This is a genomic window from Rhodococcus sp. 15-2388-1-1a (assembly GCF_002259145.1).
GTDB lineage: Bacteria > Actinomycetota > Actinomycetes > Mycobacteriales > Mycobacteriaceae > Rhodococcoides.
This window is the reverse complement of sequence record NZ_NPFP01000003.1, coordinates 58,908-72,804: the sequence shown is the minus strand read 5'-3', so window position 1 is coordinate 72,804 and position 13,897 is coordinate 58,908. Positions and strand designations below refer to the sequence as shown.

The window sequence follows — 13,897 nt, the reverse complement described above, 5'->3', positions numbered from 1 at the left end:
AGAATCAGTGTTTGCCCAGCTCAGAGCTAAGCAGGGGGAGTCGTGGTCGTGTCCGCCGTCGTGGTGCTGGTGGTCGTAGCCGGAGTCGTGGTCTCGACCGGGGTGGTCGTCACCGGAGTCGTGGTGACCACGGGCGTCGTGGTGGGTACCACGGGCGCAGGGGCGGGCACCGGCGCGGGCGCGGGAGCAGGCAGGGGGGCAGGTTCGGGTGCGATGTACGGCTCGTCCGGCGTCTGTTCGACGACCTCGGGTACGAAGACGGGCTCGACGGGGGTGGCGGTGGTGGTCGCGGGTGCGCGCGTCGAGGTGACGATCGGCGAGCCGGCATCGGTGACGGTCGGAGGTGTCGCGGCCGGAGCATCACCGAACACTCCGCTCACTGCCGCGATCGCGAGGACGATGACCACGCCTGCCGCTGCACCGGCAACGATCGTGGCGATCGTCCGCGAACGCTCGCTGCGTTCCTTCTTCGCCCCGACCTGGGCGGCGGCGGCCGGAGCGACGGGTGCGTACGCGGTGGTCGACGCGTTCTCGTCGACCGGAACGATAGGTTCGGAGCGAAATTCCGAATGGTCGAACACCGGAGCGACCGCGGGAATTGCCTCGGAGAACGCGAGGGACGGCTCGGGTGCGACGACCGGGATGGCGTCGGTGTCGAGGGACTCCGTGCCGTCGTTGCGGGTGACGACCGGCGCGGCACCGGTCACCAGGGAGTTACCGTCGACATCCTCGACCTCGGCGAGCAGCAGTGCGCCGCGGGTCGCGGCGAGTGGCTCGACGATCGTTCGGCCCGACGAGCGTTCGCCGATGCCGGTCGCCACCGACGGGAGTGCGGCGCTGCCGCCGGTGAGTATCACGGTGCCGGACCCCGGCACGTCGAGTCGGCGGAGCAACGGCGCGACGAGGTTCGCGAACTCGGCTCGTGTGACCGCAATGCTCTGCGAGTCCCCGGGAAGTTCGACCGAGATCGTGGCGACGTCGGCCGTGCTCAGGGTCTGTTTGGCCGCCTCGCACGAGGCGACGACGCCTGAGAGGGCCGCCAGGACTGCCGCGTCGGACAGGTCGATGTGCTCGCGATCGGTGACCACGTGATCGAAGAGTGCGTCGGTGAAGGCGTCTCCGCCGACGTCGGTGCTGCGTACCGTCCCGCCTCCGGGATAGGTGGAGATGTCGGTGCCGGTGGCTCCGATGTCGACCACCGTGACCGCAGCTCCCGGGCTCGGCTGCGCGTACGCGCTCGAGGCTTTGGCGTCGGGAACCAGGGCAACCTCGGTGAGGCCGGTGTGATCGAGGGCGTCACGCAGCAGGGCGACGGCGGCGCGGGTCCACCGCGTCGGGTACGTCATGGTCGTGACGGGCATGTCGCCGGACGCCCCGGCCTTCGCAGACACCATGGTGACGAGGCAGTTGGCGGCGTTGGCCATCAAGTCCTCGGCGCGGTAGGCGTCGGCGTCGGGCTCGAGATCCTCCTGCTGACCGACGAGATCGACGAACCGGGTGAACGGGGCCGTGTCGACGGGTTCACCGAGGTGGGCTCGGCCTTCCTCGTCGAATCGCAGGGTCGTCGGCAGGACGACGATCGTCGGTTCGTCCTCGACCGATGCGCGGTAGGCCGCGACGGACCTGGTGTTGCCCACGGTGATTCCGAGATGCCCGACACCGCTCATGGAGTTGTCCCTGCCGATCGGTTGTTCAGCGCGGTCTGCTCGGATGCGGTCTGGCCGTCGTCCGTGTCGGTTTCGGGAGTCTCGGTGGACTCGTCGGTGGGCTCGACCGGCGATTCCGACTCGACCGGGTCGACGACGATCGGAGGCTTCTCGCCGTCGTCGTCCTCGGGTGCCTCGTTCGCCGGGCGCGTCTCGATGTCGGTCTCGGTCGGTTCGATCCGCGGGCGGTCGGAGGTTTCGGGTGGGGTCGACTCTTCCGCGGTGGTGGTGGTCGCAGGCAGCGGAGCGACGGTAGCGATCTCGGCGGCCGGCTCGACGACGACGGTCGGGAATTCGATCGGGCCACCCGAACCGGAGCCGATCGATGACGTGGGCACCACCACCTGGGCGTTGTCGATGGTGGGCACTTCGGTATCGGTGGACCCACCGAGTTGGAGCGCGACGAGCGCGGCACCGACGGTCAACGCCGCCGCGAACGCTGCCGCAGCGAAGAGTGGGCGACGGTCGGATCTCGTCGGTCCGACCACCGCGAACCGCTCGGTGACGGCGTCGACAGGGAACTGTGCAGCCAGAATCGCAGCACCGCGCGCGGCGGCGACGGCGGTGTCCTTCTTCTGCAAGGTCTGCAGGGCCGAGGCGTTCCACGCGGCGAGCGCCTCTGCTTCGGCGACCAGCGACACGTGTGCCAGCCCGTGCGCGTTCATCGCCGAACGCAGCGCGAACACCTGCTCGGCCGTCCACCCGGCGGGATAGGTCGCCGCCGCGGCGAGATCACCTGGCCGCAGACCGATGGACGACGCCACCTCGGTGAGCAGGCACAGCAGGGCCATCGACGTCAGTTGCTCGGCAGGGAAGACGGTGCCCTTGCTGCCGGTGACACCCACACCGTCGGCGAGCGAGTCGAGAAAATGTGTGTAGGCCTCGGAATCGTCGTCGGTCACATCACCGAGCGAGACGGTGCCGTCGGGATGAGTGTTGAGCACGGTCGAATGCAGCGACGCCAGGTGCAACGACGGTCCAGGCGCAATCGGATGGGACACGGCGGCGACGGCGCGCTCGTCGTCCAGGTACAGGCCGACATCCGGCGCGCCGACTCTCGCACTGCCGGGCTGCTCGGTCATGGGGCTGCTACCTGTTCTCGATCGGGGACTGATGGTCGGTCGTTATGTCGCTCCCGGTCCTCGCACAGTTACAGGGTCGACGCTTGCGCTGGTCGAGGCCCCGTACCCCATGGCCCGGAGCATCGAGATCAGCTCCGACCGCGACTCCGCCCCGAGCCTGCGCCGGATACGGGCCACATGATGCTCGACGGTTTTCGGGGAGATGTAGAGCCGACTGCCGACCTCGCGATAGGTGACTCCGAGTACGAGCAGTTCGGCGACCTCGGCCTCGCGTTCGCTCAACGAGCCCGTCGGCTGCGGCGTCGATCTCGGACTGTCGCGCTGAGTCGAGCTGGGTTGGCGCAACGACCTGGCGATGTGCAGCAGCGAGGTCGCCGTCGCAGTGTCGGTGACGGTCAGGGCGGCCTCGCTCGCCAGTCGGGCTCCGTCCCAGGGCAGTCCGAAGGCGGTGAGGGTGCGTGCCGAATTCTCGACATCGGTCGCGTCGGGTCTGCCCTGCAACACCCCGAGCCAGGCGCGGCCGGCAGCGGCGAGCGCGGCGCTGTACGGGTGAGTAGGAGCGGCGGCGGCCAGAGCTCTGGCGTGCGGCACCAACGCGTCGGGAGTCTGGGCCACGATGGCCGCCTGAACCTGGTACCAGTGCAGCGCCGACGCCCAGACGGGTGGATCGCCGAGCGCCGCGACCAGATCGGTGGCCTCCGCCACCAGATGCTCGACGCGGTCCACCTGGCCGAGTCGAGTTGCGGCCAAGAGCAATTCGCCCAGGGGTAGCAGCGCGAACAGGTCGGTGGAGTACTCGGCGACGACGTTCTGCGCCTGCGTCCATGCCGTGATCAGCGACCCTGCATCACCGGACCTACGAGCCAGGCCCACCCGAATCGCATGCAGGAACAATTGATTGCGCACGTGCGACACCGGAACTCGCAGTGCCTCGATCGCGGCACCCGCATCGGCGGTATCCCCCCGCAGCATCGACGCCCAGGCCCCGACGAGGGTCAGCCTGGTGTGGGCCTCGGAACCCGGACGGTGTTCGGGAAGAGCTCGCGCCACGATGGAATCGACACGGGGCAGGTCGCCACAGTGCACCGCGTGCAAGGCCGAGATGGCAGCGGGAGTGTCCGGGGTGCACGAGCGATCGGAGGCATTGCCCGTCAACGTCATTGCCCGCATCAGCGCATTCGCAGCGGAACTCGACGCTGCTGCGCTCCGCGAATCGATGGACCCGATCACTCCGGTGACGAGCAGACTGCCCGACGCCGTACTCGACGTCGGCGGGAGAGCGGACACGGCCGCCATCGAACGGTCGGCAGCGCTGCGATCACCGGCGGCCGCCGCCGAGAGGGCAGCCCACACGGCGTCGGGTCCGAGCCGATCCTCGCCGAGCCAGGCAAACAATTGTGCACTGCGCGAGGTCATTCCGCGTTGCGCGGCAATCGACGCCGACACGCGCACCGCTGTCCGCAGATCCATCGCATCGCACCCGGTAGCGCTGTCGAGAACCACATCGGCGTATCTCGCCGCCTCGTCCAGGTTTCCGGTGGCAGCCGCGACCTCGGACCGTCTCGCAGCCAACTTCGCCGAGTCGAATCCCGCGTCGACCGCCGCGTCGTACAGGGCGCCTGCGGCATCGACGGGAGCCGAATCTGCCTGCTGAACAAGGAAATCGGCGAGTCCGGCGTGAACGACGCCCCGCTCCGCCAACGCGCGTGCTGCGGTGGCGTCGAGCAGGCGGGATCGGGTGGCGACATCGGCGATGGACGAGAGCAGGACGCGGCAGCGCCCGTCTCCGATCATCTCGATCAGTGGAGCCTCGGCGGCCGGAATCAACGTGCCCGTGGTGTCGAGCATCCCGGAGCTGTAGGCCAGGTCGACGATCGACTCGACATCGGTCGCGCGCGGCACGATCTGCGCGGCCGATGCAGGGTCGGGTGTGACGCCGAATCGAGCGGCGAGCAGCAGTGCCCGCGTGTCGTCGGTGGTCTCGATCAGCATCCGACGGTGCTGTTCGGCAACGGATTCGGCGACCACACGCAGTGGAGTCGGATCGGAACGGTCGCCGCCGAGCGCGCCGAGGGCCGCGTCGACAGCGGCGAGAACTCCCCCGGTCGCCTTGGCGACGGCACCGGCGAGCGACGCCGAGATCGGCCGAACAGTCGCTGCTGCCCGCGCCGCGATGGCGACCTTGTCCAGCGGAACCAGCGTCAACCGGTTGGAACCGGCGGAGGCGATGAGCTTCTCGATGCGGGAATCGAAACTGCGCGGCGCGGTGGCGACGATCAGGGTGATGTCCGATCGTGTTGCAGCCGCTGCGATCTCGTCGAGACGCTGCTCCGACAGCAGGTGCGCGTCATCGACGAGAACGGTCGAGTCGGACGGCGCGTCTGCGATGGTGCCCGTGTACACGTCCACCGACGCGGCCACGGAGTCGAGAACCACGGATCGACCGGAGCCGTTCACTCCGACGACGATATGAAATCCGGTGGCGAGGAGGGCATCACGGACGAAGCGATCGGCGCGCTCGACGCCGAGGAGTCCGGAACGGGTACTGGTCACGGTCGGACTATCGGCCGGTCAGGCCGCCGAGGGCTCCGCCGAGTCCGTCACCGACGCCGCCGACGACACCGCCGAGCCCGTCACCGACGCCGCCGACCACTCCTCCGAGTCCGTTACCGACGCCCTGGCCGACATCGCCGAGGGTGGGACCCTGATAGCTGGGAACCTGCACGCTCGGTGCCTGCGGAACCTGTACGGCAGGCGGTTGGTAGCTGGGAACGGTCGGAGCAGCGACCGACGGGACGGTCGGCACCGTGGCCGCGCCGTTGTCGGCCGGAGCCGGGGATCCCGCGACCGGAGCACCGGTGGCGGGGTCGATCTGCGTCACCGTGCCGTCGGCGTTGACCACCGAGGTCGGTGCGCCCTCGGATCCGGTTGCGACGGCACCGTTCTCGCCGGTGGCAGGCGTCGTCGTGGCGGCATCCGCCACCGCCGCGGTGGTTCCCGGTGTCTCGGTGCTCGAGATCGAGGTTTCCGCGTTCGATTCGGCCGGAGTGGTGTTGTCGGAGGTCAACGCCGTTCCCACCGACAGGCCTCCACCGGCGAGAAGCGCGAGGACGAGGACGGATCCGGCCACGACGCCCGCCTTCTTGCGACCGGACATGCCCGAGTCCGATTCGACGGCGGTGGGCGTCGGCGCGGGCCGGGGAGTGGGGCGAGGCATCGGCGCAGCTGCTGCAGCGGACGCGACGGCCGTGGTGGGTGCCGCAGCCAGAGCTGCGGCGTTGTCGGAGGCGGTCGCGTCGGCGATGTCGCTGCCGAGAATCGCGGCACCGATCGCGACGGTCAGTTCGGGCCGCGGTCCGGCCACCACTGGTGCGCGCAGTTCGGACGACATGAGCTCGGCGACCAGCGGGATGGCCGAGCTGCCACCGACGAGAACCACCTGGTCGATGTCGGTGACGTCGAGGCCCGCGGCCGTGACGGCGTCGCGTACCACCCCGATCGACCCCAGCAGTGATGCGCGCACCAGTTCCTCGAGCTCGGAACGGACGAGGCGCACCTCGGTGTGCAGGCCCGGCAGGTCGACCGTCAGTGACGTCGACGTGTCGTAGGAGAGCTGTTCCTTCGCCTCGCCGCAGCGGGCCCGCAGTTCCACCAGCGCGCCGACGGTGTCGGGATCGAAGGGATCGAACTCGAAGGACTGGCTTCCCGAGACGGTGTCGAGAACGTATTGCATGATCGCGTGATCGAACTGCGCTCCGCCGAACTCCTGCGAGTGAACTCCGGTGCCGACGGTGCCTGCCTCGGAGCCGGTACGCATCAGCGTGACGTCGAGTGCGGTCGCACCGAGGTCGTAGACCACGGCCAGGCCGTCGGACTGCGGCCCGCGCGTGACTTCGAGCCACCGCATCGTGGCGACGGACTCCGGTACCAGCGTGACGTCGGCGAGCCCCGCGCGGTCCAGTGCCTCACCGAGGACCTCGGCTGTGTACGCGGTCCAGCGAGTGGGATGGGTGACGACGACGGTGGGAGCGGCATCGGTTCCGGCGGAGACCTCGGCGACGAGTGCGCGAGCAGCGGTGGCGTACAGGTCCTCGGCCCGGTGACTGCGGCCGTCGTCGTCGATCAGTTCCACCGGATCGCCGACGCGGTCGGCGAAACCGCTGATCAGGTTCCGCGTCGAACGGTCCCACAGCTCTGCCAGACGCGGGGCTTCGCCGGGACGGAGGTCGAGTGCCGAACGCTTGACCACCGAGGTGACAGGATCGGTGTCCAGTGCAGCCACTGCCGTCACCGAACCGATACGTATGCCGAGCCCTGCGTTCATTGTTGTGTCGCCGCCTTCGTCTCGCCCTGCCGTCAGCACTACTGCCGTCACTCGCACTGTCGGCAGTCGCCAAATATTCGTTACGTCTCACAGCAGGTTAGAGCGCATAACGAGTGAAATCCCCCAAAGCGCCCAGATCCCCTAATCGAAGTCCCCTGGCAACCCCCGGGGGAGTAGGGGGATCGGCCCCGTTGGGCAGGGGCTCTCCGATGCATAGATTTGTGATCAACCACGAAGCACCACTCGTCAAGGAGACCCACGATGGCTACCAACGCCGTACTCGATTTCATCCTCAGCCTGCTGCGCGACGACCAGGCTGCAGCTGCATACTGCGCCAACCCCGAGATGACGCTGGCCGCCGCGGGACTCGGCGACGTCACCCACGCCGACATCGTCGCGGTGGCACCCTTGGTCGCCGAGTCGGGACTGTTCGCCGGTGCGGGCAGCCAGCTCTCGGCCATCCTGGGCGCAGGCGGTTCCGCAGGCCTCGACGGCGCACTCGCCGGAGGTGCGAGCCTCGGCGGCGGACTGTCGGCCGGGCTCGGACTGGCAGCCGGTGCTGTCGCAGGCGGCGGACTCGCTGCAGGTGGCAGCCTGACCGGCGGAATCGACGTCACGGGTGAGATCGCTGCATCCCTGCAGGCTGCACTCGCTGCAGCGTTGGCCGTCGGAGGCCAGATCGGTCTCGAGCTCGGCACTGCCTTCGGCGGCGCACTCGACGCGCTGATCGGTGCAGGCGCAGGTATCGGCGGCGGTCTGGATCTCGACCTCGACGGTCTTCTCGGCGGAACGGTCGGACTCGGCGCTGCCTTGACCGGATTGATCGGCGCAGGCGCAGGCATCGGTGGCGAGATCAGTGGAGACATCGCGGCACAGCTGCAGGCAGCACTCGACGCCGCTCTCGGCGCGACCGGTGCCGTCGATCTCGGCGCACTGGCCGACATCCAGGGCGGCCTGGCCGGCGCTCTCGGTGCAGTCTTCGGAGTCGGCGGAACCGTCGGAGCCGAGCTCGGTACGGCCCTCGGAGGAGTCTTCGACGCCGTACTCGGTGCCGGAGCCGGACTGGACATCGCGGGTGACCTCGGTGCCGCACTGACCGCGGGAATCGGCGGCGCACTCGGCGGACTCGGAACCGTCGGAGCAGATCTGACCACCGACATCGGCGCCGCATTGGACGGAGCGCTCGGTGCCGGAGGCGCACTGGTCGGCGACCTCGCCGGTGGAGTCGGCGCGAGCCTCGGCGGTCTCTTCGCTGCAGACGGTGCCATCGCAGGATCCATCGGATCCGCACTCGGAGCCGTCCTCGACGCAGGTGCGCTCGCCGACCTCGATGTCGACGCCCTGTTGGCCGCGGGTGGCAACATCGGCGCAGCGGTCGGTGGCGCACTGGGAACCGCACTCGATCTCGACACCAGCGCAGTCGGCAGCCTCACCGCTGCTCTCGACGCCGCACTCGACGGCACGATCGGCGCAGGTGCCGGCATCGGCGGCGGTCTGGTCGGCGGACTCGAAGGCGGAGTTGCAGGCGGCCTCGAAGGCGTCCTCGGTACGGCATTCGGCGTCGGTGGAGCAGCCGGAGCACAGCTCGGCACCGCCCTCGAATCGGTTCTCGACACCAGCGCTGCACTCGACCTCGGAGCCGCTCTCGGAGCCGGAGCCGACGTCAGCGCAGGACTCGTCGGGGCGATCGACACAGCGGTTGCCGCCGGAGCAGACCTCTCGGGAACCGTCGAAGGAGCACTCGCCGGAGTCGGCGGAGTGGGCGCAGGTCTGTCGGGCGGCCTGGCCGGACTCGGCGGAGTGGGCGCGGGCCTCACCGGAGGACTCGCGGGCCTCGGAAACGTCGGTGCTGATCTGACCGGTGGCCTGGGTGCCGTCGGAAACGTGGGTGCAGATCTGACCGGTGGCCTGGCGGCCGTCGGAAACGTCGGTGCCGATCTGGCCGGCGGACTCGGAGCTGTCGGAAACGTGGGTGCCGATGTGACCGGTGGCCTGGCGGCTGTCGGAAACGTGGGTGCCGATGTGGCCGGCGGTCTCGGGGCCGTGGGCAATGCAGGCGCAGGCCTGACCGGTGGTCTCGCAGGCCTCGGTGACGCAGGTGCAGGTCTGACCGGCGGGTTGGCCGGACTCGGCAGCCTCGGCGGCGGTATCGCGGGCGGGGTAGCTGGCGGTGTCGCAGGCGGCGTCGATGCTGCGGCTTCGGCCGGGGCCGGACTCGAAGGAGCCGTGTCCGGTGGCATCAGCACCGGAATCGATGCGGCAGCATCCGCAGGCGCAGGACTCGAAGGTGCCGCGGGAGCTGCAGGCTCGGTTGTCGGTGGCCTCGAAGGTGTGGCAGGCGGAGCGGTCGACGCCGGGACCTCGGTGGGCGGCGAGATCGCATCGAACGTCGGCGCGGGACTCGACACGGGTGCCTCGATCGGAGGCGACTTCGCGTCCACCGTGGGTGCGGGTTTGGATGCTGGTGCGGACGCTGCGGCTTCCGCGGGCGGCGGGTTTGATTCCGCTGCCGACATCGGTGGCCAGGCCGCGGGCAGCCTGACCGGTGGCCTGCAGTCCGGTGCCGAGGGACTGGCAGACGCCGGCGGCAGCCTTTCCTCCGCTGCGTCGGGATCGTTCGATCACTCGAGCTCGTTCGATTCCTCGGCCACTGCGACCGGCACCGGCTGGTCGAGCGTCGACTCGGACGTCTTCGGTCAGGGTGAGACCGATTCGAGCCTGTTCAGCGATTCCGGCCTGCACGGTTCGGTGGATTCGGCAGCCGACTCTCTGGGACATGTGACCGTCGATCACGACTTCGACCCGACGCAGCCCTGATCCTTTCGGCTGCGGGTAGGCAATGACATGACTCGGCCCCGAGTGTTCGCCAGCACTCGGGGCCGAGTCGTCGCTAGAGTTCGTTCCTGGGCGTGAGTGGAGCCCGGGTACCGCGGAAGTCGACGAGAACGGTTGTGAACACGAGCGTATGGACGGGCAATCTACGGAGCTGGCCGAGCTGCTGAGCCGGACCGCGGCGGTGGCGACATCGGCGGGAAGATCCGACCTGGTGGATCGAGTCGAGGCGGCGCGCTCGCGAGTGTTGGATCCACGTCGACGCATCATCGTGGTCGGACCGCTCAAGCAGGGCAAGAGTCAGTTCGTGAATTCGCTGCTCAATCTGACGGTGTGCTCGGTCGGCGACGACGAGACCACCGCCATCCCGACCGTGGTGTCCAATGCCGAGAGCCTTTCCGCGCAGCTCGTACTCGCCGATCCGGGCAACGAACCGATCCGGGTCGACGTTCCGCCCGAGGAGATCACAACGGTGACCCCCGCCAGTCCGCTGGCCCAGGGCCGTGAGGTGCTGCGTCTGGACATCGGGGTGGCGAGTCCGTTGCTCGCCGACGGCTTGGTGTTGGTCGATACTCCCGGCGTCGGCGGGCACACGAATCCGCACGCTGCAGGCACATTGGGTCTCATTCCCTCGGCCGACGCGGTGCTCGTCGTGTCCGATGCGTCGCGCGAGTTCACCGAACCGGAACTGTCGTTTCTCCGACAGGTGCAGGGATTGTGCCCGGCCGTGGCGGTGCTGATCACCAAGATCGATCTCTATCCGCACTGGCGGCAGATCGTCGAGGCCAATCGCGGACACCTGGACCGCGCGGGAATCGATGTGCAGATGTTGCCGGTGTCGTCTCTGTTGCGTTCGCACGCACTGCGTTTGAACGACGAGGAACTCAACGCCGAGTCCGGTTTCCAGCAGCTCTACGCGTTTCTGCGCGACGACGTGGTGGCCCGGGCGGATGTGCTGGCACGCTCCTCGGTCTCGCTCGATGTCCGATCGGTCACCGAACATCTGACGCTCTCGTTCGGCAGTGAGCTTGCGGCACTGAAGGATCCGGAGCGGGCAGCCGCGGCCGTCGCGGGGCTGCAGCGCGCCAAATCGGCCGCCGAGGAGCTGCACAAACGTTCGTCGCAGTGGCAGCAGACGCTCGGTGACGGAATCGCCGACCTCGCCTCCGACATCGATCACGATCTGCGCGACCGGTTGCGGCGCGTCACCCGGGAAGCGGAAGAGACCGTCGACGAGGGGGATCCGGGCAAGGACTGGCCGCAGCTCGGCGAGTGGCTCGAGGAGCAGATCGCCGCGTCGGTGGGCGACAACTTCGTCTGGGCTCACGAACGGGCACTGTGGCTTTCGGAGTTGGTGGCCGAACACTTCGCCTCGTCCGGGGCGGCAGCGCTGCCCGATCTCGATCTGGGCGATCTGGACAACGTCCTCGATCCCGTCTCGTCCTTAGCCGATCTGGAATCCGGCCGTGTCGGAATCACGCAGAAGGTTCTGGTGGGAATGCGTGGATCCTACGGCGGTGTGCTGATGTTCGGCCTGATCACCACGTTCGTCGGGTTGAGTCTGCTCAATCCGATTTCGATCGGTGCGGGCGTACTCCTGGGCACCAAGGCCTACAAGGAGGACAAGGAGAACCGCGTCAAAGCGCGGCGTTCCGAGGCCAAGATGGCGATCCGCCGCTTCACCGACGACGTCAGCTTCCAGGTGGGCAAGGAGTCGAAGGACCGGCTGCGCCAGATTCAGCGAGTGCTGCGTGATCACTTCACCTCGATCGCCGAGCAGACGCTGCGTTCGCTGAACGAGTCGCTGCGCTCGGCGCAGGAAGCCGCCGCTGCCGACAACACCGACCGTTCCGCCCGCATCGCTGCGCTGGAGAAGGACATGCGCGTGGTGGCCGAACTGAATTCTCGGGCAGTGTCTCTCGTCCAGGACGTCGCAGTATGAGCGTGGCGGCTCTGGCCCGAGCACGCGACCTCATCTCGGCGGCACGATCGACGTACTCCGGTGATGCCGAAGCGTCCTGGATGCTCGACGAATGCCTGTACCGTCTCGACGAGCCGTTGCGGGTGGCGCTCGCGGGATCGCTCAAGGCGGGCAAGTCCACACTGCTCAATTCTCTTGTCGGGCAGGACATTGCCCCGACCGACGCAACGGAGTGCACGAAGGTCGTCACGTGGTACCGCAACGGCGTCACCCCCGCCGTCACGGCCTGGTACGACGGCGACCGGGCTGCGAACGTGCCGGTGCAACGGCGCGACGGGCGACTGACCTTCGACCTCGGGTCGTTGACGGCCGCGCAGGTCGACCGACTGGACGTCGAATGGCCTGCAAGCGCTCTGGCGCAGACGACGATCATCGACACTCCCGGTACCTCGTCTCTCTCGCGAGACGTGTCGGCGCGCACGCTGGCGATGCTCACGCCGGAGAACTCGTCATCGGGCGCAGATGCCGTAGTGTATCTGCTGCGTACCCTCAATGCGACCGACGTGTCGTTTCTCGGGCAGATCGGTGCGCACGTCGGCGGCGATTCGGGACCGCTCGGTGTGATCGGTGTCGTCTCGCGGGCCGACGAGGTGGGTTCGGGGCGGATGGACGCGATGATGTCGGCCAAGGAAGTCGCTGCGCGCTTCGCGTCCGAACTCGAGGCCACCGGCCTGTGCCAGGCAGTTGTTCCGGTCGCGGGTTTGCTGGCGCTCGGCGCGGAAACGTTGCGGCAGAACGAGTTCGCTGCCTTCGAGATGTTGGCCACGGTGCCGACCGAGGATCTGCAGTTGGCGATGCTCTCGGCCGATCGATTCGTGCGTGCACAGAGCACGCTACCGGTCGACGCATCGCTGCGCGCCAGCATCGTCGACCGCTTCGGACTGTTCGGTATTCGGATGGCAGTGACGTTGATTCGGCTCGGGGTGCGCGATTCGCCCACGCTGGCTGCCGATCTGGTCGAACGGAGCGGGCTGACCGAACTTCGCTCGGTGATCGACGTGCAATTCGGTCAACGCGCCGACCAGCTCAAGTTGCACTCGGCTCTGGTTGCCCTGCAACGAATCCTGGAGTTCAGGCCGGAATCACACGCGCTCCGCACCGAGGCCGGCCGAATGCTCGCCGACGTGCACGGTTTCGCCGAACTGCGTCTGCTCGGCCGATTGCGCTCCACCACACCGAAACTGCCCGACGGTGCTCTACTCGAACTGCAGCGCATCATCGGCGGTTTCGGCATCGCCGCCACCGAACGCCTCGATCTGCCTCCCGATGCCGGACGCACTCAGCAGCGCGACACCGCGCTGGCGGCCGTGCACAAGTGGCGAGCACTGTCCGAGCACCCACTGCTGGACCGGTTCACCTCGACCTCGTGCGCCACGGCGGCCCGCAGCGCCGAAGGGATACTCGCCTCACTGGCGTGAGGATCCTCGGGGCAGGAGGGCCACGATGGTCGCGGCTGCCGCAGTGCCCGCCACGACGAACGGACCCCACTGCAGAACGCCGCCGAGCAGCGCGGAGGCGTCGGACACGAAGGTCGAGAACGTGACCGCCGCGCCGATGGTCAGTATTCCGACCGCTCCCATCAGGACCTTGGACGACATCGCTGCGTTGCGCAGTAGATTCAGTGCGACGAATCCCAGTAGCACGAGCACCGCCGCTGCGGCCCCGCTGGACAGCAGCGTGGCCGAGGCGGTGTTGCGGACATCGGCCGCGCTGGCCGTCGAATCCTGCTGTGACACCGCAGTTTCGACGCCCGAGAGTACCGACTCCCAATTCAGGGCGATGGCCGCGGCCAACGCGAGGATCAGCGCTGCCGTCAGAGCCCACAGAGCAGTCGCGACCTTCGGCATGACCGAGTGAGTGGGCTCCTGCCGTGGCCGCAGCGGTTCGACGGCAACATCCGGCCGCGGTGGTTGCGGACGGGGAGGCCGGGGCCTCCGTGATGTCGGGTCGTTCTGTTCTTCGGCCACGTGCA

At 68.4% G+C, this 13,897-nt stretch carries 8 protein-coding genes; 3 read left to right on the top strand and 5 right to left on the bottom strand.

From position 1 onward, the window contains the following. Positions 1-26: 26 nt before the first annotated feature. From CH302_RS02150 to CH302_RS02135, 4 genes are read right to left on the bottom strand one after another with little or no spacing between them, the layout of a single operon-like run. Positions 27-1,667 carry an Hsp70 family protein gene (locus tag CH302_RS02150; RefSeq protein ID WP_037194053.1) on the bottom strand — a complete coding sequence of 547 codons (1,641 nt, stop codon included), beginning with the start codon at positions 1,665-1,667 and terminating at the stop codon, positions 27-29. Then, positions 1,664-2,788, bottom strand: a complete 1,125-nt coding sequence (locus tag CH302_RS02145) for a hypothetical protein (RefSeq protein ID WP_052047960.1) — start codon at positions 2,786-2,788, stop codon at positions 1,664-1,666. The genes CH302_RS02150 and CH302_RS02145 overlap by 4 nt, the downstream gene beginning before the upstream one ends. Before the next feature lie 42 nt (positions 2,789-2,830). Then, positions 2,831-5,341, bottom strand: coding sequence for a LuxR C-terminal-related transcriptional regulator (locus tag CH302_RS02140; RefSeq protein ID WP_052047961.1), 2,511 nt, complete (start codon positions 5,339-5,341; stop codon positions 2,831-2,833). A gap of 7 nt (positions 5,342-5,348) precedes the next feature. After that, positions 5,349-7,112 (bottom strand): Hsp70 family protein, encoded by a 1,764-nt coding sequence (locus CH302_RS02135; protein WP_037194055.1) that lies wholly within the window; start codon positions 7,110-7,112, stop codon positions 5,349-5,351. 261 nt (positions 7,113-7,373) lie between these two features. On the opposite strand from CH302_RS02135, the gene CH302_RS02130 reads away from it, so the two are divergent. The 3 genes from CH302_RS02130 to CH302_RS02120 all read left to right on the top strand — a co-directional run bounded on the left by CH302_RS02130 (position 7,374) and on the right by CH302_RS02120 (position 13,343). After that, positions 7,374-9,929 carry an IniB N-terminal domain-containing protein gene (locus tag CH302_RS02130; RefSeq protein ID WP_037194058.1) on the top strand — a complete coding sequence of 852 codons (2,556 nt, stop codon included), beginning with the start codon at positions 7,374-7,376 and terminating at the stop codon, positions 9,927-9,929. Between the two features lie 148 nt (positions 9,930-10,077). Next, entirely contained in the window at positions 10,078-11,886 is a 1,809-nt protein-coding gene (locus tag CH302_RS02125; RefSeq protein ID WP_037194060.1) for a dynamin family protein, read from the top strand. Beyond that, complete coding sequence (locus tag CH302_RS02120; protein ID WP_037194062.1) at positions 11,883-13,343, top strand: dynamin family protein; 1,461 nt, start codon at positions 11,883-11,885, stop codon at positions 13,341-13,343. Before CH302_RS02125 ends, CH302_RS02120 begins: the two co-directional genes overlap by 4 nt. On the opposite strand, the gene CH302_RS02115 is transcribed toward CH302_RS02120, so the two are convergent. Beyond that, complete coding sequence (locus CH302_RS02115; RefSeq protein ID WP_141216585.1) at positions 13,332-13,892, bottom strand: hypothetical protein; 561 nt, start codon at positions 13,890-13,892, stop codon at positions 13,332-13,334. The genes CH302_RS02120 and CH302_RS02115 overlap by 12 nt on opposite strands. Positions 13,893-13,897: the final 5 nt, after the last annotated feature.

Coding starts and splice junctions, on each gene's coding strand:
- CH302_RS02145 (WP_052047960.1), bottom strand. CDS start 2,788: ATGACCGAGCAGCCCGGCAGTGCGAGAGTCGGCGCGCCGGATGTCGGC.
- CH302_RS02130 (WP_037194058.1), top strand. CDS start 7,374: ATGGCTACCAACGCCGTACTCGATTTCATCCTCAGCCTGCTGCGCGAC.
- CH302_RS02150 (WP_037194053.1), bottom strand. CDS start 1,667: ATGAGCGGTGTCGGGCATCTCGGAATCACCGTGGGCAACACCAGGTCC.
- CH302_RS02135 (WP_037194055.1), bottom strand. CDS start 7,112: ATGAACGCAGGGCTCGGCATACGTATCGGTTCGGTGACGGCAGTGGCT.
- CH302_RS02125 (WP_037194060.1), top strand. CDS start 10,078: ATGGACGGGCAATCTACGGAGCTGGCCGAGCTGCTGAGCCGGACCGCG.
- CH302_RS02120 (WP_037194062.1), top strand. CDS start 11,883: ATGAGCGTGGCGGCTCTGGCCCGAGCACGCGACCTCATCTCGGCGGCA.